The following is a 23,640-nucleotide window of genomic DNA, read 5'->3' on the forward strand; positions in this document are numbered from 1 at the left end:
CTGTAACGAAAAAGCCAATCACTTAGGATTTATGCCAAGGGTTGGCTTTTTTAGATATGTGTGGTGTCTATGAGAATAAATATGGAAGCGGGCAAGGAGGCTGGAGCATGCTGCGAATTATGGGCGTTACGCGGGATCATAAAGTAAAGGCGGATCTATCGCTGGAAGATGTCCGCATAGGACACTATATTTGGTGCTGGGTGGATTTCAATGAACCGTCGGAAGAGGAGTCAGAGCTGCTTGCTTCCTTCTTTGAATTCCATCCTCTGGCTATTGAAGATTGCCTGCACGTCCTGCAGCGGCCGAAGCTGGATTATTATGAGGATTATCAATTTCTCGTTCTGCACGCGATGAATCCGGACACCTTGAGCACGGTAGAGGTCGATTTGTTCATCGGCAGCAGCTACCTCGTGTCTTACCACAAGAAGCCGCTAAACGAGGTAGATCAGGCGTGGGAGAACATGCTGAACGGGACGCGTAACCGCAAAATCTGGTCCCAGGGGCCTTATGCCGCCGCTTACATGATCATCGACAGCCTGGTGGATAATTATTTTCCGTGTGTATATTCCATTGAGGACGATCTGGATGAACTGGAAAAGCTGGGGGGGCGTGAATCGGTGGAGGTTCTGCTGAATCAAGTGTTTGCGCTGCGGAGCCGTCTGCTCAAGCTGCGGCGCACGATCGTACCGATGCGGGATTTGATGTACCGCGTTCTGAACTCCCAGCATATCCAGGGGGAGAAGGAGCCGAGAGTGCACTTCTCGGATATCTATGATCATCTGCTGAAGCTGTCGGAAATGATTGACAGCAACCGTGAGATGACGGCTGATTTGAGGGATTCCTATATTTCGCTCAATTCCAACCGGATGAACGGCATCATGAAGACGCTGACGGTTATTACGACTGTGTTCATGCCGCTTACGCTGATAGCGGGGATTTACGGGATGAACTTCGTGAACATGCCTGAGCTGGAGTGGGACTATGGCTATTATGGCGTGCTTACCCTAATGGGCGTACTCAGCATCTGGATGATTCTAAGCTTCATGCGGCGGGGCTGGTTCAAGTGATAGAGGAAGTTCTGAAGCTTTTATGAACATCAATTATAGTTCAGTTCCAAAGACGGTCATTTCCCATTTTAAGGCGGGAAATGACCGCTTTTTGTTGTTGCGCTGGACGGGCATTCAATTATTTTTTGCCGGATTAGATAGATGTCCACTATACAATTGCTTTTCTGGCATACGATGAGATCATATACAACTGCACTATAAAGGAGGAGGACCACTTGAAGATTCGTAAGGCGATCATACCAGCAGCAGGCTTCGGAACACGGCTTCTTCCAGTAACCAAAGCAATCCCCAAGGAAATGCTTCCGATTATTGATAAACCAACGATTCAATTTATTATCGAGGAAACGGCAGCGGCTGGAATCGAGGAGATTCTGATTGTCACCGGCAAAGGGAAGAAGGTTATCGAGGATCATTTTGATTCCGCACATGAGCTTGAATACTTCCTGGAACAGAAGGGAAAGTTCGAAGAGCTTCGCAAGGTGAGAGAGTTTGCTGGTCTTGCAGACATTCATTATATCCGCCAATCCGAGCCGAAAGGGCTGGGCCACGCGATTCATGTGGGCAGAAAGTTTGTTGGGAGAGAGCCCTTTGCTGTTCTGCTTGGAGATACCTTCTTCGAGTCAGAGCCTCCGGCACTGAAGCAGTTGATCGAAGGCTTCGACAGATTCCAGACTTCCATTCTGGGGGTTCAGACGGTTCCCGAAGATAAAGTATCCAAATACGGGATTGTAGATGCCAAGCCATTAATGGATGCTTTCGCCTATGTTACTCAATTAATCGAGAAGCCCCAGACAGGTGCGGCGCCTTCGCGTCTGGCGATGGTAGGGCGTTATATTCTTACGCCATCGATCTTTGATATTCTGGAAAATCAGCCACCCGGCGTAGGAGGTGAAATTCAGCTCACCGACGCGTTGAACAGGCTCCTGACCAAGGAAGCAGTCTATACTTGCGAGATCAATGGCCGCTGGCATGATGTTGGAGATCCGCTTGGCTATCTTAAGGCTATTCTCGCTATTACAAGGCATCGTGGAGATCTGAAGAATGATCTGCAAGAGGAGATAAACAGACTGCTGCAGGTTGACAATGATATCCCTAGTTCCGAACAATAGCTATCTACGTATAGTCACTAAGCATGAAGGGGCCAAGAGGCCTGAGAATAACGAGTACGGCAATCGTAAACTGCGTTATTGTCTAAAAACCAGGGAGAGGTGTTAAATGTAAATGGTTGAATTGGCTTTAGCATTTACGGATAAGGATGGAAGTTATGCAGAACATGCCGCTGTCGTTCTTACATCGGTCTTCCTCCATACAGGTTCACAAGTAAACGTTCATATTCTTCATGACGAGTCGTTGACCGAAGAGAACAAGCTAAGAATTAAACAACTGGTTTCGCATTATAATCATACGGTCAATTTCTACTCTGTCGTCTTTCCTCCCGATTTGGCTGAAGTTGTTGAGGGAGCTCAATCGGTTAATACATGGACCCGGGGGAGCATGTACCGTCTGCTCTTGCCTTTTCTCCCCAATATCGGGAAAGTTATTTACCTGGACTGCGATGTGCTGGTAAATCTGGATATTCAAGAGTTGTGGAATATCGATTTAAACGGTTACTATTTGGCTGCGGCTCGAGATCCAGGCGTCGCAGGACTCACCGACATACTTCTGCCCTTAGGTTTAAATCCGGATAATTACTTCAATTCGGGTGTTATCGTATTTGGACTGGACAATATTCGCCACAACCCGGAATGGTATGACAAGATGAAGGATTTCCTCCGGCAGCATCCCAGCACAACCCTGCCGGACCAGGATATACTCAATCACGTTTTCGGCAGCAACTATTTACAGCTTGGCGGGGAGTTTAACACCTTTAGCTTCAGTAATCCGGATCAAGATTTCAATCATAAAATCGTGCATTTTGCCGGCGAGACAAAGTGGTGGGATCCAGCGTCCCCAGGCTACGCCCTGTATGAAGAATATCTTAATCTGACACCGTGGAGATTACCTGAATCGCACTTTGCAGCGCCGCTTGAGAAAAAGGCGGATCCGTGGCCGTCCTTGCCTCGATTGGAACATGAAGAGCCAGCTCAGCCCGAGGGTTCTGCGCAGCTGCCTCTGCAGCATGCCGGGAAGCAGCAGCCCGTGCATAAAGTGAATCCGCCAAGGCATCGGCGTATTTACGGTATGAAGAAAACGCGGATGAAGCGGCAATCCAGACTGAAGAAGTTCAGGAGATTAACGAAGCGGAAGTTATTGAAAAGACCTGTAAGGCAGGCCGGCTTCGGAACGCTCAAGCCCTCTCGGCCATATCAGGCAGCACCGCTGCAGCGGAATTACCGATTGAAACCTAAAAGAAGAACGCAGAATTTCTATCCAGGTATAGTTACGACTCCGGGAAGGGGTCGGCGGGTCGCAGCACCTCGGCGAAGAATGATTACAGAACTGGTTGGAAGACGGTACACGCCCGAACCTTAAGCGGGCGGAGAAGGACCAGGGCACATATGGAAACGTGCAGAAATTGCCGCAGATTACCGGCAATATCGCGAACACCGAATTCATAAGCACCCTTCGGTCTTTATTAGCCTGAAGGCGAGAAAGAAAGAAGGGTGCCGCTATTATATAGCTATGCATGGGATAAGAAAAAATAGCTGCCGAGACTTCTCGACAGCTCTGCGGCCCCGAATATAATCTAGTGCGGAGTTTGTAGCATTAGCGGCGGCGTTTCGCTTTTCCGTTGCGTGCACGGGAGGAGGAGCGCTTATTGCCTTTTCTGCTGCTCTTCCTGGCGCTTCCTCTGCTCTGCCGGCGGCGTCGCGGCCTGTATTCGTCCAGCTTGTAGCCGGCTCCTTTGGGCCGCGCTCCTTTGCCGCCGGGGAGCAGACCCGTGATCAGCTTAGCCATCGGCGCAAACTGCTGAACGGTTTGCATGACCTTCTGCACTTTCCCCACCGTAGCAATTATGCCGTCGATCCCGCCGAGCCTGTCGATCATGCCTTTGAGATCGCCCAAGTTCGGGAGAGAGAAGCCTCCGGTGGACTTGGCAGCTCCGGCGGCTGCGGCTGGCAGTATAGCGGTCTCGCCCGCGGCTGCTCCCGCTCCCGCTGCGGCTTGTGGTGGTGAATAAGGAACAAGCGCAGAAGCTTCCGCTGTATTCGTAAGCGACGGCTCATACGGAATAACCCCGGGATAGTAGTCTGTATAGGTAGAGGGCGTTACGCTTCGATGGGGAGGATAGTAATGAGGCATAATATCACTTTCCTTTTTCAATATTTAGGGTGGAGATAGGCGTTTGTATATTACACTGTATGTGTATCGCACAACGTGTGTATAGACGAATGTCCCGGGTGTGATGGGCTTTTGTGTATTTTGGGCGTTATTTCTGTGATGCGTGAAATCGTTAACGCTTGAAAAGCAGGCCATTGCTCAGGTACAATGTAGGTGTGTTTATAGTAACCGTAGGGGATGATTAATCAGTGCAACTTAAGAAGTTGAATGATAAAACGATCGACCAATTATTCGAAGCGATTCTTACATTGAAGAATATCGAGGAATGCTACGTCTTTTTCGATGATTTATGTACAGTTAACGAAATACAATCTTTGTCCCAGCGCCTGGAAGTGGCGCGCATGCTCGGCAAAGGAAATACTTATAATCAAATCGAGGCGGAGACCGGAGCCAGCACGGCGACGATTTCCCGCGTCAAGCGCTGCTTGAATTACGGCAACGACGGGTACAAGATGACGCTTGACCGCCTGGGGCGATAAGGATGAAGGAAAGCTTGGATATGCTGCAGGGTGGAAGCGGAGCTTCGGGGCAGGATCATGGGCTGCGACAAGGGCTGGTTAGCGAGGAGGCGGAATTTACACGAGAGCCGCTTTCGGCGGACGGCCCGCGGCGGCCCGGTGTGCTCGTGATCAGCCACGGTTCTCCGGACGGCCACTGGGTAAAGCTGGTGGATGAGGCGATCGCAGCAGTCAAAGCAGGATTACCGGGGGGGCTTCCAGTGGAAGCCTCTTTCCTTGAAATTGTAGATGGCCGCCTCATTCAGGACGGGATCGACCGGCTGGAGCTCGAGGGCGTCACCGATATGATTGTCATTCCTTTATTTATGTCCTCGGGCAGCACGCATGTGGATGAGATTGCGTATGCGCTTGGGGTTAAGGACACGCCGGAGAAGGAGACGGATTTAGAGCATTTTCGCCTCTCTGCGCGCGTGTTCTTTGGCGAGCCCGTAGACGATCACCCGCTGGTTGCCCAAATGATCTGGGATAAGGTCAAGCCATTGTCCCGCGAGCCGGAGCGGGAGGCGCTGCTGCTGGTCGGCCATGGCAGCAGGCATGACGGCTTCCGCCAGCGTTGGGAGCAAGGCATCTCCTCCCTGGCGACACGGGTGAAAGTCATCAGCGGCCTTGCCGAGACGGACTTTGCGCTTCTAAATCCAGATAGCGTGCATAAGAAGGTCAGTTATTGGCAAGAACGGGGATATGAGGTGGCTATCGCCCCGTTATTCCTAAGCGCAGGTTATTTCACGAAGAAAGAAATCCCTTCCAGACTGGAAGGATTGACATATCGCTACTCGGGAGAAGCGCTGCTTCCCCATCCGCTTTTGCCTCACTGGATGTTGGATCAAATATTGCATATAATGAGGTCAATGAAATTATGATAAACGGGTGGCGTTCATATCATGAAGAGAGCTAGGTTGATTTATAATCCGTCCTCCGGACGAGAGGAAATGCGGCGCTTGCTTCCCGATGTGCTGGATCGCTTGGATCTTGCCGGCATTGAGACTTCATGCCATGCTACGACAGGCGAGGGCGATGCTACGCGGGAAGCGGCGGAAGCGGTGCGGCGCGGCTACGATATCATTATTGCGGCCGGCGGCGACGGCACGTTAAATGAAGTGGTGAACGGCATGGCAGGACTTGAGCATTTGCCGCCGCTCGGCATCTTTCCGATGGGAACGACAAACGACTTCGCCCGGGCTATGGGAATTCCCAAGCGCTGGGAGGATTATTGCGATTTAGTGATTGAGAACAAGACGCGGCCGATTGACATCGGCAAGGTGAATGGCCGCCACTTTATTAATATCGCCGGCGGCGGCTCGCTGACGGAGTTGACGTATGAGGTGCCCAGCAAGCTCAAGACGATGATCGGCCAGTTGGCTTATTATATGAAGGGCATCGAGAAGGTTGCCAGTCTGTCGCCGACGGAGCTGATCATTCGTGCTGATGGGCACGGGGTGCTGGAAGGCGAGTTCATGCTGTTCCTGATTGCGAACAGCAACTCTGTCGGCGGCTTTGAGAAGCTGGCGCCGGATGCGCGAATCGATGACGGCCTGCTGGACGTGATCGCGGTGCGTAAATGCAATCTGGCGGAATTCATCCGCCTGCTGACGATGGCGCTGCGCGGCGATCATTTCAGTGATCCTCGTGTCGTCTATTTCAAGACGACACGGATGGAGGTCACTTCGCCGGGCCTGGTTCAGTTGAACCTGGACGGCGAATTGGGCGGGGAGCTGCCCGGCGTGTTCGAGATTTTGCCGTCGCATTTGCGGATTTTTGCGTAAATACGAGAGTTAGCGGGTTAGGGGATTGGCTGGGCAAGAGGCCAGTGGCAGATGGGGGTGTACGCTGGGGAGACCCTTGGCTGGGTCAAGAGCGTTCGCGCCGGGCTGGCTATATCGGACTGGGCGGAATGAAGGTAATAGGATAGTGAAGAGTCGATATTTGGATGGATATAGAGGGGCTGTTTCCGAAGCATGCAGGATGCGGGGAACAGCCCCGGCTTCATGAAGGTGGCATGATGGAGCCCCGGCTGGCTGCTATCTTAGTGGGCCGGGGTGGGCTAGAAGAGCGTAGAGTAGGCAGGGCAAGAAGGGTAAGAAGACCTGAAGACCCAAGACCTGATGAGAGAAGATTAAGATCAGGATAAGTGGAGAACCGGATGGCCTGGAGACCTAAGAGGCTCAGTAGGCCGACAGACTGGACAAACCTGACAAGCCTGGCAAGCCCGGCAGAACTGGTAAGCCCGGGAAACCTGACAAACCCGGCAGACCAGGCAGAAGTGGAAGCCATTAAAGCCGGGAATCGTGGGGAAATGGAAATCCTGGCGGATTTTCTAAATATGAGGGAATAACCTTACAAGAAAGAAGTGAAGTACCAGTAATGAAGAAACAGCGAAGTAATGGGGCAGCGGGCAGGAGGGAATCGGCTGGCCGTGCCTATGGATCGGCGGAACGCGAGACAGGTATGCGCAGCTCTAATAAACGGAGCAGAAATGGAAGTCCCGGTAATTTGCATGGCGCTAGAAAGCAGGAGGCTCCAGAAATCGCCGGATTGCCTGTCAGCAAAAACGATGAAGTTGTTATCGATATCATCGGTATGAACCACGACGGCGAGGGCGTGGGCCGGGCAGATGGGTACACGCTGTTTGTAGCTGGAGCGCTTCCGGGCGAGAAGGCGCTCGTGAAGGTGTTGAAGACGAAGAAGCAGTACGGCTATGCCAAACTGCTTGAGCTGCGTGAAGCCAGCCCGGATCGTATAGCCGCGCCGTGCGGCATTTACGACAAGTGCGGCGGCTGCCAGCTGCAGCACTGGAGCTACGCGGGCCAGCTAGCTTGGAAGCGCCAGCACGTGGTCGATGCGCTGGAGCGCATCGGCAAGCTGCGCGTGGCGGCGGGGGACGCTGCTGGTGCGGTGAGCGAAGGCACCGGGGTGCTTGAAGCAGCGCTTGGCGACGAGGGCATTGTCGTGCTGCCGACGCTCGGCATGGCGGAGCCTTGGCGCTACCGCAACAAGGCTCAGGTACCGATTGGCGTGACCGACGGCGGCCTGGTGGGCGGCTTCTATGCCCGCGGCAGCCACCGCATCGTCGACATGGAGACGTGCCTGATCCAGCATGAGCATAACGATGATGTCGTCACTCGTGTGAAGGCGATCGGGGGCGAGCTCTGCATCACGGCCTACGACGAAGAGACGGGGCGAGGCCTCTTGCGCCATGTCGTCGTGAAGAAGGCTTTTCGCACCGGGGAAATGATGCTTGTCCTCGTCACCAATGGGCAGGACATTCCGCATGTCGAGGCCTGGATCAACCTGATCCGGGAACAGCTCCCGCAGGTGGTCAGTATTTGCCAGAACATTAATACGAAGCAGACCAACGTCATCTTTGGCGACGAAACCCGCGTCCTCTGGGGACGAGACGTCATTTATGACTATATTGGTGACGTGCAGTTTGCGATCTCGGCGCGCTCTTTTTACCAAGTGAATCCGGTGCAGACTGAAGTATTGTACAGCAAGACGGTGGAATATGCAGGGCTGACCGGAAGAGAGACCGTCATCGACGCCTACTGCGGCATCGGGACGATTTCCTTGTTCCTGGCGCAGCACGCTGAACGCGTATATGGGGTAGAAATCGTCAAGGAAGCGATCGAAGACGCCCGCAGCAACGCCGAGTTGAACGGGATGAAGCATGTGACGTTTGAGGTGGGAGCTTCGGAGGATGTTATTCCACGCTGGAAGGACCAAGGCATCGAAGCCGATGTGATCGTGGTCGACCCACCGCGCAAAGGCTGCGATTCCCGCTTGCTGGAGACGATCCTGGAGATGAAGCCGGAGCGTGTCGTATATGTAAGCTGTAATCCGTCGACATTGGCCAGGGATCTGCGGATTCTGGAGGACGGCAGCTACCGGACGGTGAAGGTGCAGCCTGTGGATATGTTCCCGCATACCGTTCACGTTGAATGCTGTGCGTTGATAGTTAGAAGTAAAGAATAAGCAGAGGGGTTCGAGAATCTGTAAAAGATTCTCGGACTCCCATCTGCTTTAATCTCGATGCGATCAATTAGTCTGTGAAGGATTTCGGGCGTTAGCTCGTCGAATAACAGTTGGGAAAATGCTAAAGTATCGTCTTGGATTTGAAGCGATTCATCGTACTGTCGCTTTTTGGACTTCAGCTCGTCTAACTCCTGATTGATCGAAGCAACATACTCATCATACTCGCTTTTTGGCATGTCTCCGTCAAAGTGCTTATCGTGTGCTTGCTTCTTTCGATGCTTCAATTTGTCCATTTGAGAATCCAAGGCTTTGATGGCTTTTTCATTTTGTTGCTTTTGTTTCTTTAGCTGGTTTTCAAGCTTCTTAATTACCGCTTCATTATTCAAGTTGGAAACAAGCAAACGAATATCTTGAAGAATAACGGATACCAAGTCAGCTTCACGTACAAGATGATCAGTGCATTTTTTTATTCCATGTTTATTGTAGCTACCGCACAAATAGCCTTTAACATTTTTCTTATAGTGCATTCCTCGTCCACAATCGGCACAATACGCTGTATTCGTGAACAAATGTACTTCCGATTGAGGTCTTGTACGCTTTCTACTTTCAAGCAGTTGTTGAACGACTTCAAAGTCTTTTCGTGTAATTATGGGTTCATGGGTATCCTGTACAACGATGAAGTCTTTTGATTCCTTATAGTTTCTTTTTTTATTCGTTACACTTTTTGTTGTAGATCGGCATTGAACAAGATCGCCAACGTAATAAGGATTCGTAAGAATTTCTCGAACTGTTGAACCTCCCCACAAATCAGAAGCATTTTTCTTTCCAGCGATTTGAGAAGGTGTAGGAATACCCTCCTCGTACAATTCACGTGCTATACGATCATGTCCTTTTCCTGCCAAATACCCTCTAAAAATTCTTCTAACAATATCGGGTGTCGCATCATTTCTTACAAATAGCTGACCGTCTTTTACTTCATAACCGAGTGGTGGAATCGACCCTTTAAACTCACCACGTTGAGCTTTAAGCTTAAAGGTCGTCTTCACACGATCACTAATACGCTGGGATTCCTGTTCATACATCCAAGCATAAAGCCCGAACATATGAACATTTCTTTCCAGTGTATTAATAGCGTTGTCTAACGTAATAATCTCAAGGTTGTTATTCTGAACAACATCTCTAATCTCGTAAGACAATCCGCCGTTTCTTGCAAGCCTCGAAAGTTCCTTAGCCAAAATCATATCGAACTTTTTGGCTTTTGCATCGGCTATAAGGCGTTGCAATACTGGACGTTTCGAAGTTGTTCCTGTTTCGATTCCGACGTAAAAGTCGAACACCGTCCACCCTCTTTCAGATACATATTTCAGAAACAGATTTCGCTGATTTTCCAACGAAGTTTTTTGTTCTTCTTTGTCGGTTGAAACTCGAACATATATTGCACATCTCATGCGGCATTCTTCCCTTCGTCATGAGATGTGACTGTATTCACCTGAGTACGATCGTAATAGGACCCGATCAGGTTGTCAATTTTTTCGTCAATCAATGTTTGGATGATGTCTTCGAAAGTCAAATTGTATTCGTTATTGAAAATTCTTTCAACTTGCATTGTTATTCCTCCTCCGATTATTAAGTTTGAGTGCATGTTGGATAGTCGGAAGGATTCAATACACATTTCTTCCACAAACGAGTATGAACCGTATTTCTATCACTTCACCGAAGAAATCTGCAGTATTTCTTTTCGGTGATATGAGTATATGAAAAAAACAAGTCTTTGAGTTTGAAAAACGGTTCTACCCGTGTCGGAGGTTTCTTGCTTTAAAGTATTAAAGTGATATTTTGTGGTGGGATGTGGCTCCTATGCTTAATGCAGGGAGCCTTTTTTGGCTATTTTCAACTATCTCAGTTATATCGCCATGTAGGAAATCTATAATGCAATAAGCGGGATGAGGGGCTTCGCTCGTCGGGAGACTTCCAACTTCACCTTCTCCCTACGGGAGTAACGGTTCAGTAGGAATCTCCATCAATTCGTTGCATTCGCCTGCGGCGACCGTTCACCTTTCGGGATTCACTATGAAACGAATTGCGACTCGCTCGACCCTTGGGAAAGCAGTTGCCCATTCTGGGCAAGCGTCTCATTCGAGACGCACAAAAGCCCAAATAAACCCCATCAACTATTAAAGGAGGTAACTGTCATGCCGAGAAGAAACAAGCCTTACATTACGCAATATTTTGAGCGTGACCGTAATGCATTCACCGCACTATTTCGTACTGGACATGTTAGATACGAGCATTTACTTCAATGTGGATCAACAGATTCCAGAATCAAAAATTTAATGCGAGATGGTCATTTCGAGAAGGTGTTTTACAAGCAAACTAGTGAGATCAAGGAATGTTACAAACTAACTAAATCTGGACGAGCTTTAGCATATCAGCTTTGGGGATTAGACAAGCAGTACCATGCACAAAACCCGTTGCATGATACTGTGATTGCAGACAAGTATTTTAGCATCCCACGGGAATCTCGTGATCAGTGGGTTACGGAAAGTCAAATACGTGATAAGTTTCTGGAACGATTAGATGAATTGAGGAATCAGGGAAAGTTAGAGGAAGCAAGGATTTATGAGGATATGCATAACAAAGGGTTAATATTGATGTCAGATGCCGTATATGTCGATGAAAACGGAACAGAAATTGCTTTCGAAGTGGTCACGAACACATACGGTCAAGAAGAAATACATGCCAAAGAAACACTTGTGAAATTAATGAATTATGGATACGAAACATCCAAAGCGTAGGAGGTGAAAAATGAGCAATATCAACGAAAAGAAACAACGAGTAAGTGAACGGTATCATGAGTATTTGTTTATTATCTATCATTTTGGCAACAAGGTAATCCTCATGAAACAGCTATTCCGATACGCCCGAATTCTTGGCTTAGCTCAAAGTTATTCAGTTTTTTACAGACAAATTAAGGAATTAGCTGAAGCCGAGATTATACGCAGAGAACCATTTACTGCTTATGGGAAAAAGACACAGCTCCATATGCTCACATTAAAGAAATTCGGAATCCGATTCATTGAGGGTAAAGGAAGCAGTCAAAGTGTAGCGGCAGTCCCGAAATCAAATACAAATGAACGTATTCCCGTCTCGATATTCAAAAATTGTTACATCTTGAATAAGTTAATCCCTCGAATACAACAAAAATGCCCCAATATCACCGTTGAGACAGTCATCGAATTGATTAATAAAGATCATAGTAACATTCTGGAATCAAAAAATCAGGGCGTTGTGTTCTTGCATAATATCCTTGATTGTTCAACACTTCATCCCTACTTGAACTCTGACGAGATCAATTATGAAATCAATCGGTTAACTGACATTAAGCAAAAACGTTTAACGGGTTTAGTGGGAGGTGCTTCGCCATCGGAATGTAAAGATCAAATATCCATGTCTCCGAAGCTTACAAAACAGGATTCTTATTCAATAGACAGTTTGATAAATGCACATGTGTATATCGCTCAAGTAAAGATCGTCCAAAACAAACCGTTAATTACTTTATTGCTGTTTGATGTTTATAACAAGCAGGCTATTTACCGAATGACAACTCAAATCGCCTGTGCCTTTCATATGTTCGGACGTTACTTTAACGATTTTTCACTGAGAGTAGGGATTGTCGGTATCGACGAAGTTGCGTGTAGAATATTGGAATCGAAAGCAGAAACAGTAGTAAGTGATTTCTTTACAAAAGAAATAAGGGGTTCAAGATTGTCTCGTATTTTAGCAGATTGGAGAGTTAGTTCCATTGAACAGGAGCTAATTCAAATCCGATTTACGCATTATGATATAACCAACCAGTATTTGGAGGGCACTAAGCATTCCAATTTAATAAGAAAATGAATCGAGGCAAGTCCATCATTAGAGGTGGATTTGTCTTTTTCATTTGTCAGTTATCAACTCGATTCGACTTGTATATGATATGAGATCTTTCAAAGGAAGTGAAAAGCAATGTCATACCAACTTGCAAAATCGAATAACAAAATAGTCCGTTTAAGAGATTTCGGATGTGAAAATAAAAAGCATCGGCGTTGAAGGTATGATCGCCTAAAAAGTTAACCGAGGAACTAACTCTTCCTGGCAGTGCCGTTGACGGTGGGCGTGTTTGCCTTGCAAGTTCGGTGAGGCATAGCCTGCCATAGCCGAACTTATAAAGATTTCCTTCTTTCTCATGAAGGATGTGACTGTCCTAGTTCCCGAAAGGGATAGGGGGGCAAGCAATAATCGTGGTGATTACGGAGCGTTTGATACCAGACCTTGGCTCCGCTGAGCTTGTCGCTATTTGCGAGGCTGATGATACGGATACCTCGGCGGATTATACGCCATATTACTATCACAGCTCACCCTTGCTACGCTTAAATTAACCATTTTGGCGTAGCAGGGGGGGCATCGAGCCGTTTGCCTAACTCAAACCGCCATATTAAAAAACAACCCGATGCTGATGCATCAACTCAGCGGTTGCGTAGATAAACATTAGAAGGCGAGATGGTCGGGGAGGCAAAAAGAAATACATAATATGAATATATCAGAGTGAATTGCATATAACATAAAATCAATAAATCAGGTGTGCTCTTTAGCACAGTTTCAAAGTTACGACGATCAACAGTATAAGCATATTATCGAGGTGTTGAGTATTCGTCATGATAGTGATCATTGCACTGTCATGGCGAATATGATTATATGTATTCTGAGGCGATTCTGGGAACTCTTTACAAATAGTGGTTTACAATTTATAATATGTCCAAGTGTGGTTAAGGGGGATATCAAAAATGAACCGTTTTATATCTGTGTTAACAAAATCCTATAACCATCATCATAGTTAGGCGTTTGTATTACGGAATTTTTTCCGTAGGTACAAACGCTTATTGGCGTTATACCTACGGACTTGAAGCATAAGAGTCATGTAGGTATTTTTTATCCTACATGGCTCTTTTTGTTTATAAAAAATTGGAGGTAGAAAGAAATGCAAAATTCAAGCATTATATTCGAGGTCCCAGAACAGAATGAACTACTTACAGAGCGTTTCAAAACACATAAAACGCTATTCAACAGAGATGTACTTTATGGAGTATTATCAATTTTCGATGAGGTGGCCAATAAGGGCGATGAAGGAATCAGAAGTATGACAACGAAGTATGATGAAGTTGATTTGGATGAGCTGGTTCTTTCAAATGATTATGTTGAAGGATGCATATCTTCGCTGTCGCCGTCATTACGCTCAGCTGTAGAACAAGCAATTAGAAATGTGCGAGATGCTAATTTAGCTATGTTACCGCAAACGTGGGAAAAGCAAATTAGACCTGGAACAGTAATCGGTGAAAATGTGGTTCCCTTAGATTCGGTAGGTATATGGATACCAGCAAGGAAAGGACCATTAATTTCTACTGCAATAATGCTGGTTGTAGCGGCAAAAACAGCAGGTGTTAAGAAAATCGTTGTGGGTATGCCCCCATTAAAAAATGGACTTGGAGACCAAGGAACGGTAGCGGCGGCAAAGCTTGCGGGAGCGGATCAATTTGTGATCGGCAACGGAGTATCAATAATTTCTGGGTTTGCACAAGGTACAAATTCCATTCCAGAAGTTGATGGGATTTATGGACCAGGACCAGGTGGAATTGCGGCGGCAATGAGTGTAGCAATGACATATGGTAAAAAGAGTGTATTAGGCATCGGTCCAACCGAATGTGTAATATTTGCAGACGAAACTGCCGATCCGCTAAAAATAGCTTATGATTTAATCAATGAAGGGGAGCATGGTCCCGATTCTTCTTCTATTCTGGTCACAACTTCTATAAACCTTGCCTGTAAAGTAGAAACTCTCCTTTGGAAATGTATTGGCGAGGTCGAAGAAAAACGGAGACAATACTTAAATAATGTCTTTGGTTCTAACGGTAAGGGAGCAATCGTTGTTGCATCAGAAATTGACGAAGCTTTTGATTTTATTAATTGGTTTGCACCAGAACATTTGATGATTGTTTGTGATAAAGAAACTGAGAATCGTGCTTTGACCAGTATAAACAACGCAGGTGAAATTCTTATCGGCGAATACACACCTTTTTCGGCGGCTAACTACGGGATAGGAATTACAGCAGTATTGCCGACTAACCATTTTGCAAGAGCCTTTTCTGGTGTAACATCTAAGGATATGGTGAAGTATTCAACAATCGGAAGACTGAGTAAGGATGCTTTACAAGAAATATATCCGATAATTAAAGAGATGGGGAATTACGAACAATTACCTTGTCACGTAAAAGCGGCTGATATAAGATTGCTTGAATAGGTGAATACAGCTACATCGTATTAGGTTATTCTACCATCAGCACTCATCCCACGTAGAATCGGTGGCTTTGTTGGTGAGGGATGATACAGATCGCTGAGAGTGCAGTGGAGCGGGTTTGGAGAGTAGTACAGGTGAGAAGAAAATGTGAAACAGAGGCGGTAAAATAGTAGAATTGACTGATCGTTGACGAAATCAATAGGTTAGTTTGAATACATTTAACGTTAAGTCCGTTTGCTAAAGGGAAGGTACACTCCTCGGAAAAATGAGGGGGGTACCTTTTTCTTGTATACTTAAAATATCATGAGGACACGTCCGCTTGATTGGAATGTGAAGAATGCAAGGTCAATATCATGAAATAAGCGCGAACTAAGGTTCAACAGCAGAATTTTTCATGCAGGAGAATTATCTAGGCTAATAGAACTAATTAAGAAAAATGATATACCTAAAAGAAAATAATAAATAAAATATATAGTATAGATGTAACCTATTTGACGCTAACATCAAAGTAAATTAATTTTGCTTCAGTACTGGATAATTTAATGATTGTGTAAGTTAATTTTAAAAGTTGATAGGACATTACAAATCCTTACTAGAGGGGAAAGTACGGATATGAGCAGTTGGAGGACAGTTGATGAATTACGGTAATATTTTATTGAGAAATACACTAATTCAAAATTAAGCAACGAACTTGAAAAAGCCTGCAGCGAAGAATATGAACTGATGCGAGATTATAATGGTAGACAAATCTTGGAATTACTTCAAAACGTGGATGATGCATACGGTGATAAAAAAAAAAGTGAAAATCTTGATGGTTACGAAGAAGTAGAGGTCAAGATTACCTATAAAGACAACGTTTTGGAAGTTGGTAATACAGGAACTACCTTTACAAAAACTAAAAGTGTAAGCGTTGAGGAACGATCTGCATAGTATTCTTCACTAAAATGGGTGGAACAGAATAGAGATTCGATTTACTCTATTCTGTTCCTTTTTCCTCTTCCAAATTAATAACCTTATCCACTATACTTTAAAGCGATATTCGTACAATTGACTCGCTTTTGACTCAAGTGCAAGTATTAGGCTTGCAACTCTAGACCGATTGGTTTATTATAAACCAAAGAGTACAGAAATGAGGAGATAAAAATGAGTTTGCTCGTCCCTCCATTTACACGGGAAACGGCCCTTCAAAAAGTCCGTCAGGCAGAGGACGGCTGGAACAGCCGCGACCCTCAACAGGTATCACTTGTCTATACAGAAGACAGCCAATGGCGAAACCGCGCGGAATTTCCAGTCGGTCGAGCGGAAATCCAGGCATTTCTTGCTAGGAAATGGGCTAAGGAGCTGGACTATCGGCTGATAAAGGAGCTTTGGTCGTTTACCGAAAACCGAATCGCAGTACGGTTTGCCTACGAATGGCACGATGATAGCGGGCATTGGTTTCGATCCTATGGAAACGAGAATTGGGAGTTTGCCGCAGATGGCTTGATGCAACGCCGGTTTGCGTCGATTAACGATATGCCGATTAGCGAAGCCGATCGGAAATTTCATTGGCTGCTCGGCCGGCGCCCCGATGACCATCCGGGTCTTAGTGAGTTGGGCCTGTGACACGTACCGTTTTTGAAAAAGCCGATGTTGTTCCGAGGGTTGCCGAGGTTTTTCGCGAGCTCGGTTATGAAGGCGCGTCTCTGAGCCAGATTACGGCTCGAACCGGCCTCTCCAAAGGCAGTATTTACCATTTCTTTCCCGGAGGGAAAGAGGAGATGGCCGCTGAAATACTCGCCCATATTGATGCTTGGTTTGTAAGCCATATTTTTGAGCCGCTTGAAAAGAACGAACCCCTTGCCGCTATTCAAAAAATGTGGCGAGAGATCGATGCCTATTTTCAATCGGGCCGGCGGGTTTGTCTTGTAGGCGCTTTTGCGCTGGATGAAACAAGGGATCGTTTCGCGGCAATGGTTCATCAATATTTTAGAAGATGGATGGATAGCTTATGTGGCGCGCTTGTTCGAGCAGGGGCAGACAAGGAAGCCTCCAAAGCGGTATCGGAGGAAGTGGTTGCCGGTATTCAAGGGGGATTGATTCTCGCCAGAGCGCTCCAAGATGAAGCTATTTTCGAGCGTACGCTTGCAGGTCTTTCCGAACGAGTGACCCGGTTCCTTAAGACAGCAGTTCCTTAGTTAGCTATGCAAAAGGGGTCCCCGTCATTTTATGACATGGGGGACACCCCTTTGTACCTCTATCAACAGAGTAGACATATAAAGCTGTTGCTTCACTCCATATCTAAGTAATGGATCGGCCTTCCCTTTGGGAAGGCTTTTTTATGGTGTGATCCAAATCGAACCTACTGACAAAAATAATTTACATAACATATTCCTGTACTTAATTTTAAGAAAATGAAACAAGTGTATCATTTTTTGTTGTGATGGGCTTATAACAACAACGAAGGAGCGTATGATAGTGAAAAAAAACTTGCTTAAGCTCGGCTTAGCTGCAACGATGATATGTTCATTCATCACCCCGGCAACTGCACTTGCTGCTGAACCTTTTCAATTAACCATTCTGCACTTAAATGATCACCATTCCCACTTGGAGAGTCAAACCATTGATCTTAGCTTAAACTATGATGACACCTCGGAAGGAGAAAAGGTACGCTTACAATTAGGCGGAATGTCTTACATATCCTCATTAATTAACGATAATAAAAATGACCACACCTTATATTTGCAAAGCGGGGAATTGAACGGAACCCTATATTACAGCCTCTATCAGGGCGAAGCGGACATCAAGGTGCTAAACGCCTTACAGCCTGATGTTTACATGGTGGGCAATCATGAGTTTGACGAAGGCGACCAACATCTTGCGGATTTATATGACATGGCAGCATTCCCGATATTATCCGGAAACATTAAACCTACTGTTAAATCCCCTCTCTATGGCAAACTGGACAAGCCTTACATGATTAAAGATGTCAAAGGGGAGAAGATAGCCATTATCGGTGTTGTAAAAATAGAAAAAACGAAGGAGTCCTCTCTTGTCAGCGAGGATGTAGACTTTATTAACGAAATCGAGTTTGTAAAGTCTATGGTTGAAGAAGTACAGGAGCAAAATATTAATAAAATCATCGTACTGAGCCATTTGGGCTATGATTTCGACCAAGTTTTGGCAGCTGAAACCAAAGACATCGACTTAATTATTGGCGGGGACACACATAATTTGCTTGATTCCTCAGGTGAAATGAGAGCTCTGGGCTTGCCGGTGTCCGGTGAATATCCAACGGTTGTTAAAAATGCAGAAGGCAAAGACACTTACATTGTACAAGCATGGGAATACGCAAAGGTGATGGGTAAAATTGATTTAACCTTTGATGAGCAAGGCGACATCATCAGCGCAGCAGGAAACCCAATTGCTCCGGTCGGCGGCTCATACCAGGTTAACATCGACAACAAATGGGTGGATGCGGATGAGACTGCATTAGACAAAATAAAACGGACGATAGCAGCCAGCCATGTTCTCGTAGAGGGCAGTACAGATCCTGTGGTAGAGGGAATTATTAATCCTTACCGGGAAGCAATAGAGACCCAAATGAAGTCCGTAATCGGCTCTGTTCAAGACACTCTGTCTAACGATCGGGTCCCTAAACCTTTTATAGATGTGAAAGATGCCAATGGAAGCTTTGCAGCACAAGTGGTTGCCGATTCTTTCTTATACAGCATACCGCATGCTGACCTGGCCATTCAAAATGCCGGCGGTGTAAGGGAAAGCTTTTTGCAGGGTGAAATAACAATGGCAGATGCCTACACCATGCTGCCGTTTTCGAATACCGTTACCACCCTTAAAGTTACCGGCCAAGAAATAATCGATGTTTTAGATGAAGCTATTCGCTATTCCCAAGGCATTACCCAGTCAACAGGTGCGTTTCCTTATGCATCGCACTTGAGATATGACGTTTATTTAAATGCAAGCGATGACGTTAAGAGCGTATACAATGTTGAAGTAAAAGATAGAGAAACAGGCGTATGGTCTCCAATAGACATGGATAAGACATATGTAGTAGTGACAAACTCCTTCACAGCACTTGGCAAGGACGGCTATGTCACGTTTGAAAAAGCCATTGAAAGAGATCCTAGTGTGAAAGAAGAAACTCACCTTCAATATGCCGTACCGCTTGTTGAGTTATTTACAAAGCATCTTAACGGCGGGGAGCTTGTTAAACCGAATGCGGATAGCTACTCCATAAAGTCGGTAAAGGATTGGCCAACCGAAAAATCGCAAATCATCGAAACGCCTGCCGTCGATACCTCAGTCAAATCTGAACCTGTAAAGACTTATACAGTCGTAAAAGGAGATACCCTTTTCCAAATTGCGAAGAAAACGTTACAAGACGGAACACGTTGGAAACAAATTTATGAGTTAAACAAGGATACGATTAAAAATCCTAACTTCATTTATCTCGGACAAAAAATTGTTCTGCCGTAAATAAAAAAAGCTGCTTCTCGGTAATTGGAGAAGCAGCTTTTTTTGTGTTTTGACTAGAAAACCACGTGTATTAGTGTAATTTTAAAAAGCTACGGCAATATGTGCTTTTTTGATTGGATTTAATAATGATCAAGAAATACAGGGGTCATGTACCAGTCTTTAGATCCGTAATTATTGTCATATATACTTCTTACATCCCTGGTTACTCCATGTTCTAAGAGTAATTTCCTGAAGCGTTGACTTATAAACAGGGGGTGGTAGACGGAGCTTCCATTGCTAACCCATTCACTTAACAAATATAGGTCATCTGTATGAGTTTTGGTAATGGTTTTGTCAAACAGATAAGGGTAGTTGATTTTTCCTTTTACATCACAAACATAACATCTTTCTTTTGGTTCTGATACAAAATAATAATATTTCATATCTGAACTTAAAGGGAGAAGGGTGTTTTCTACAACAAGCTGATATGCTGGTAAGGAATTCTCTGGTTTGCCTTTATGTATTACTTTCTCAAAATGGAACCCAGATATATTCCACTTTTCCATAAGTTCAGCCATTTTTTCAGAAACTACCCAAAACATTCCCTCTATATTAATCATGTAACGATTTTTAAAGTTAGACGTATCTAAAATTAAGCTTGATTCCAATGTCTTAGTTTTTAAACCACAGGCCTCACAAAAAATATTACTTTTAAGGACTGAATGCTTATTAACTAAATTCGCTTGGGTTGAGTTTCCAGTTGAATATAAATTTAAAAACGGTGCTTTCTCATATTCATCGTCATTGTAACTAAATAGAGTTTCTTCACCTATTTCATCAATAGGGAACAGATGAAGTAAACGAAGTCTAATCTCTTCCATTTTCTCAATCGTGTTTTCTTCCGGGCCAAAAGGGATTGGAATAAGGTATCTTATTTCTGATGAGCGAGCTCCTTTCTCTGGGGAAAAGACCTCAATATCATATTCTCTAAAAAAATTTTCAATTTGTTTTGTGTAGGAATAATCAATAAAAAATCCGATTTTATTTGTTATTATCATTTTCCTACCAACTCCTTGATGTTTAGGGTGAAGCATCGAGCCCCACCCTTTATACTTAACTATTTGAACTGTCTGCTTTTTTGCAAACTCATAGAGGAATTCCCATACTTCGTCACCAGTGTCATCCTTACTCGGTTCTGCGAAAGCAATCATATTAATGGAAGTAAACACTAAGGCAAAAGCTAAAAAACGATAAACAATCTAGAATTTATAGAATTTTCATAATGAGATCACCTCCTTATTTTGATTTTTTTCTGCTAAATTCCATTTTGTTAACTAGTGATATCTCCATGATCTTATAACAGCTGCTCATTCCCCATAATACAATTCCATCCTTCATCCTTTGTAATTACATCATATAACATAATAAATTATAAAAATGTGTAAAATACTTTTAGTCTTTTAGTGCTGAAAATTCGACAATTTTTATAAGAGTGATTGAGTAGAAATTAAACCTGGAAAGCAGGTTTCTTGGATCTAATTACTAAAGGGAAGCAATTGTAGCGTTTGAGCCGATACATCGCACATATGTGGAGTGTCTAATATTGATGGTACTGAGTAAAGATAAAAAAGAAAATTGATATTTTATGGAAGTTTATTTATTCTAAAAAAATGAATACACTCAAAAAATGAATTAGATAAAGGTCAATCATAGACAGCATGCGAAAATAAAGGAAGAGACTAACAAAACGTTGACCAGACCCAACTTATATTAAAGGGCCATATGTCAGAATGATCTTGTATGAATACAACCGTAAGAGAGGTAGATGTATCATGAACTTTGACATGAATGAAGCGATTCAAGTTTTAAAAAGTACCCCAGGTACGTTGACTAGTCTTTTAGCCGGCTTGTCTGACAATTGGTTGCATACCAATGAAGGCGAGGAAACTTGGACTCCAATTCAGGTTATCGGACACCTCATAGAAGGTGAGAAATACAATTGGATACCAAGACTTGAATTGATCATTCAACAAGGGGCTACTGTATCGTTTCCGCCATTTGACAGGTACGCCCATTTAACTAAAGAATCAGAATCGTCTTTGGATAATAAACTGTCGGAATTTCAGAAACTCAGAATGCAAAACTTAATCCGGTTGCAAGCATTAGTCCATACGGAGGAGCAACTGGAGTTAAAGGGGAATCACCCTCAATTTGGCACAGTAAAGATAAGAGAATTACTATCAACCTGGGTTGTCCATGATCTTACGCATATGTCGCAAATTCTGCGGATCATGGCTAAAAGATACAATCAAGATGTCGGCCCATGGATCGAATTTTTGAGGATACTGAAATAACTCAGCATAGGAAAGAATTTTTATTAAGATAATGAATACTCATCTATTGATCTCTGATTTAAGGGAGTAGAAGCTATGGGAAAAAAACCAATTCGAATAGAATGGAATTACAAAGGAAAGCCCGACTTTTCGTCAGGGACAGGGGCCTATCCAGCCGAGAAGATACTGGGCCTTGCTTCGGCTTTTGTCATTCCTATATTTCTGCTAATTCAAGCTGTATTTACCTATTCATTGATCTCCCCTGTCTCAGCCAGGTCAGGATGTTTTGGCGTTGAGTCATCATTGCTTTTTTAAAAGCGATATGTTATATTCGATACAAATAATTAAACATTTAAATATTTGATTTTGTGGTGGTGTTGGATTGAAGGAACAAGAGCGAAACCTACTATTGGAAAAGAAGCAGGCACTTCTTCATGAGATTCGTCAGTCTACAGATATTTTCAAAGCACTTGCTGATCCCGTAAGGCAAGATATCCTAATGATGTTTATGATAGCTAAACGAATGAATGTCGCACAAGTTGTGGAGCAATCGCATTTATCCAGACCGGCAATCTCTCATCATCTAAAAATACTTAAACAAGCAGGCATCCTAGACTCCTTGAAGGAGAAGACGGAAATTTACTACAGTTTAACCCTTGAGAGCTCGGTTATAGACCAGCTTAAAGCAATCATTCGTGCTGCCGAAGACATATCAAATGACCCTGCTAAAGCGTTTGAAGAACATGCATGACTTTCTCACAAAAAATGAAGAAAGTTTTTTTTGCACAAAATGTTCAAATGTTTAATCATTTAAATGTTTAATGGAGGTTACACAAATGAACTTTTCGAAGAAAACAGCTTTGGTAACAGGCGCATCATCTGGAATAGGGAAGGTATTCGCAACCGAACTTGCCAAAAAAGGATGTAACTTAATATTGGTTGCCCGATCGGAGGATAAACTCGAACAAATTGCAAAAGAACTTCAAAAAACGTACTTAATCCATGCGGTACCTCTTTCGGTTGATCTATCTTCAGTTAACGCTGCAGAGAAAGTGGCCATGGAAGTTGAAAGCCTCGGGTTAACCGTTGATATACTTATTAATAATGCTGGGTTTGGGACTATGGGAGTTTTCAATCAAATCTCGTCAACCCGTGTTCATCAAGAGATTCAGCTCAATGTCATGTCCTTGACTGAATTAACTCATCTATTCATTGGTTCCATGATTGAGAGGAAGGAAGGCATTATTATTAATGTTGCTTCAATGACAGCGTTTCAGCCGGCACCGTACATGGCTGTATATGGTGCCACGAAAGCTTATGTTCTCTCTTTCACGGAAGCATTATGGGCCGAAAATAGAGATAGCGGTGTTCAAATCGTTGCGTTATGCCCAGGAGAAACGAAGAGCTCATTTCATACTGCATCCGGTACGGAAAGCTTGCAAGGTAAGCGCATGGAGCCGATTGATGTCGTGAACGCGGCATTTAAGGGTGTAAAAAAAGATCGTAGCCACATAATAGTTGGACGGAATAATTATATTATGGCTCAATTGCCGCGTTTACTGCCTCGGAGTATGGTCGTAAAATTCGCTAAAGGTGTATTTCAATCAGCTTTGTCAAACCAGTAACTTTGCTAAAGGGGAATTTCCCTGCTAAGGATTCCGGCAGTATAACGATATAATTCGAAC

22 protein-coding genes are annotated in these 23,640 nt (G+C 44.6%); 18 read left to right on the forward strand and 4 right to left on the reverse strand.

Translation table 11 applies throughout. The features are described from left to right. The first annotated feature begins 107 nt into the window (after window positions 1–107). From corA to MKX50_RS04950, 3 genes are all read left to right on the forward strand, one after another. Window positions 108–1,067, forward strand: a complete 960-nt coding sequence (corA, locus tag MKX50_RS04940; RefSeq protein ID WP_339158560.1) for a magnesium/cobalt transporter CorA — start codon at window positions 108–110, stop codon at window positions 1,065–1,067. 215 nt (window positions 1,068–1,282) lie between these two features. Further along, complete coding sequence (gene galU, locus MKX50_RS04945; protein ID WP_213594246.1) at window positions 1,283–2,176, forward strand: UTP--glucose-1-phosphate uridylyltransferase GalU; 894 nt, start codon at window positions 1,283–1,285, stop codon at window positions 2,174–2,176. Window positions 2,177–2,288: 112 nt separating this feature from the next. After that, entirely contained in the window at window positions 2,289–3,539 is a 1,251-nt protein-coding gene (locus MKX50_RS04950; RefSeq protein WP_339158561.1) for a glycosyltransferase family 8 protein, read from the forward strand. Between the two features lie 234 nt (window positions 3,540–3,773). Here the strand turns inward: MKX50_RS04950 and MKX50_RS04955 are convergent, their stop codons facing one another. Continuing rightward, entirely contained in the window at window positions 3,774–4,310 is a 537-nt protein-coding gene (locus MKX50_RS04955) for a hypothetical protein (RefSeq protein WP_213594250.1), read from the reverse strand. Between the two features lie 227 nt (window positions 4,311–4,537). On the opposite strand from MKX50_RS04955, the gene MKX50_RS04960 reads away from it, so the two are divergent. The 5 genes from MKX50_RS04960 (at window position 4,538) to rlmD (ending at window position 8,836) form a co-directional block, all read left to right on the forward strand. Further along, the gene (locus MKX50_RS04960; RefSeq protein WP_125084865.1) at window positions 4,538–4,828 is read left to right on the forward strand and encodes a YerC/YecD family TrpR-related protein; all 291 of its coding nucleotides are present in this window, start codon (window positions 4,538–4,540) and stop codon (window positions 4,826–4,828) included. 2 nt (window positions 4,829–4,830) lie between these two features. Beyond that, window positions 4,831–5,727 (forward strand): CbiX/SirB N-terminal domain-containing protein, encoded by an 897-nt coding sequence (locus tag MKX50_RS04965; RefSeq protein ID WP_339158563.1) that lies wholly within the window; start codon window positions 4,831–4,833, stop codon window positions 5,725–5,727. Window positions 5,728–5,748: 21 nt separating this feature from the next. Further along, window positions 5,749–6,630, forward strand: a complete 882-nt coding sequence (locus MKX50_RS04970; protein ID WP_155609870.1) for a diacylglycerol kinase — start codon at window positions 5,749–5,751, stop codon at window positions 6,628–6,630. A 377-nt stretch (window positions 6,631–7,007) separates the two neighbouring features. Continuing rightward, on the forward strand, window positions 7,008–7,199 hold the full coding sequence (locus tag MKX50_RS04975; RefSeq protein WP_339158564.1) for a hypothetical protein: 192 nt from the start codon (window positions 7,008–7,010) through the stop codon (window positions 7,197–7,199). 29 nt (window positions 7,200–7,228) lie between these two features. Then, entirely contained in the window at window positions 7,229–8,836 is a 1,608-nt protein-coding gene (gene rlmD / locus MKX50_RS04980) for a 23S rRNA (uracil(1939)-C(5))-methyltransferase RlmD (RefSeq protein WP_339158565.1), read from the forward strand. Here the strand turns inward: rlmD and MKX50_RS04985 are convergent. Beyond that, complete coding sequence (locus MKX50_RS04985) at window positions 8,794–10,284, reverse strand: recombinase family protein (RefSeq protein WP_339158566.1); 1,491 nt, start codon at window positions 10,282–10,284, stop codon at window positions 8,794–8,796. The genes rlmD and MKX50_RS04985 overlap by 43 nt on opposite strands. Further along, window positions 10,281–10,442: a hypothetical protein gene (locus tag MKX50_RS04990; RefSeq protein WP_339158567.1), complete on the reverse strand. Its 162-nt coding sequence runs from the start codon at window positions 10,440–10,442 to the stop codon at window positions 10,281–10,283. The genes MKX50_RS04985 and MKX50_RS04990 overlap by 4 nt, the downstream gene beginning before the upstream one ends. 586 nt (window positions 10,443–11,028) lie before the next feature. Here MKX50_RS04990 and MKX50_RS04995 point away from each other — a divergent pair. The 7 genes from MKX50_RS04995 (at window position 11,029) to MKX50_RS05025 (ending at window position 19,643) form a co-directional block, all read left to right on the forward strand. Beyond that, window positions 11,029–11,631, forward strand: coding sequence for a hypothetical protein (locus MKX50_RS04995; protein ID WP_339158568.1), 603 nt, complete (start codon window positions 11,029–11,031; stop codon window positions 11,629–11,631). A gap of 10 nt (window positions 11,632–11,641) precedes the next feature. Further along, the gene (locus MKX50_RS05000) at window positions 11,642–12,733 is read left to right on the forward strand and encodes a hypothetical protein (RefSeq protein ID WP_339158569.1); all 1,092 of its coding nucleotides are present in this window, start codon (window positions 11,642–11,644) and stop codon (window positions 12,731–12,733) included. Between the two features lie 1,120 nt (window positions 12,734–13,853). Next, window positions 13,854–15,170, forward strand: coding sequence for a histidinol dehydrogenase (gene hisD / locus MKX50_RS05005; protein ID WP_339158570.1), 1,317 nt, complete (start codon window positions 13,854–13,856; stop codon window positions 15,168–15,170). 720 nt (window positions 15,171–15,890) lie between these two features. Further along, complete coding sequence (locus MKX50_RS05010) at window positions 15,891–16,097, forward strand: hypothetical protein (protein ID WP_339158571.1); 207 nt, start codon at window positions 15,891–15,893, stop codon at window positions 16,095–16,097. A 213-nt stretch (window positions 16,098–16,310) separates the two neighbouring features. Then, entirely contained in the window at window positions 16,311–16,772 is a 462-nt protein-coding gene (locus tag MKX50_RS05015; protein ID WP_339158572.1) for a nuclear transport factor 2 family protein, read from the forward strand. Continuing rightward, window positions 16,769–17,344 (forward strand): TetR/AcrR family transcriptional regulator, encoded by a 576-nt coding sequence (locus MKX50_RS05020; protein WP_339158573.1) that lies wholly within the window; start codon window positions 16,769–16,771, stop codon window positions 17,342–17,344. Before MKX50_RS05015 ends, MKX50_RS05020 begins: the two co-directional genes overlap by 4 nt. Before the next feature lie 280 nt (window positions 17,345–17,624). Then, on the forward strand, window positions 17,625–19,643 hold the full coding sequence (locus tag MKX50_RS05025) for a 5'-nucleotidase C-terminal domain-containing protein (RefSeq protein WP_339158574.1): 2,019 nt from the start codon (window positions 17,625–17,627) through the stop codon (window positions 19,641–19,643). 119 nt (window positions 19,644–19,762) lie between these two features. Here the strand turns inward: MKX50_RS05025 and MKX50_RS05030 are convergent, their stop codons facing one another. After that, entirely contained in the window at window positions 19,763–20,680 is a 918-nt protein-coding gene (locus MKX50_RS05030; protein WP_339158575.1) for a hypothetical protein, read from the reverse strand. 774 nt (window positions 20,681–21,454) lie between these two features. Between MKX50_RS05030 and MKX50_RS05035 the strand changes: the two genes are divergently transcribed. The 3 genes from MKX50_RS05035 (at window position 21,455) to MKX50_RS05045 (ending at window position 23,580) form a co-directional block, all read left to right on the forward strand. After that, entirely contained in the window at window positions 21,455–21,976 is a 522-nt protein-coding gene (locus tag MKX50_RS05035) for a DinB family protein (protein WP_339158576.1), read from the forward strand. A gap of 361 nt (window positions 21,977–22,337) precedes the next feature. Continuing rightward, entirely contained in the window at window positions 22,338–22,706 is a 369-nt protein-coding gene (locus tag MKX50_RS05040; protein WP_339158577.1) for a metalloregulator ArsR/SmtB family transcription factor, read from the forward strand. An 85-nt stretch (window positions 22,707–22,791) separates the two neighbouring features. Continuing rightward, entirely contained in the window at window positions 22,792–23,580 is a 789-nt protein-coding gene (locus tag MKX50_RS05045) for an SDR family oxidoreductase (protein WP_339158578.1), read from the forward strand. Window positions 23,581–23,640 lie beyond the last annotated feature (60 nt).

The sequence above is a fragment of the Paenibacillus sp. FSL W8-0186 genome (genome assembly GCF_037969765.1).
Taxonomy (GTDB): domain Bacteria; phylum Bacillota; class Bacilli; order Paenibacillales; family Paenibacillaceae; genus Fontibacillus; species Fontibacillus woosongensis.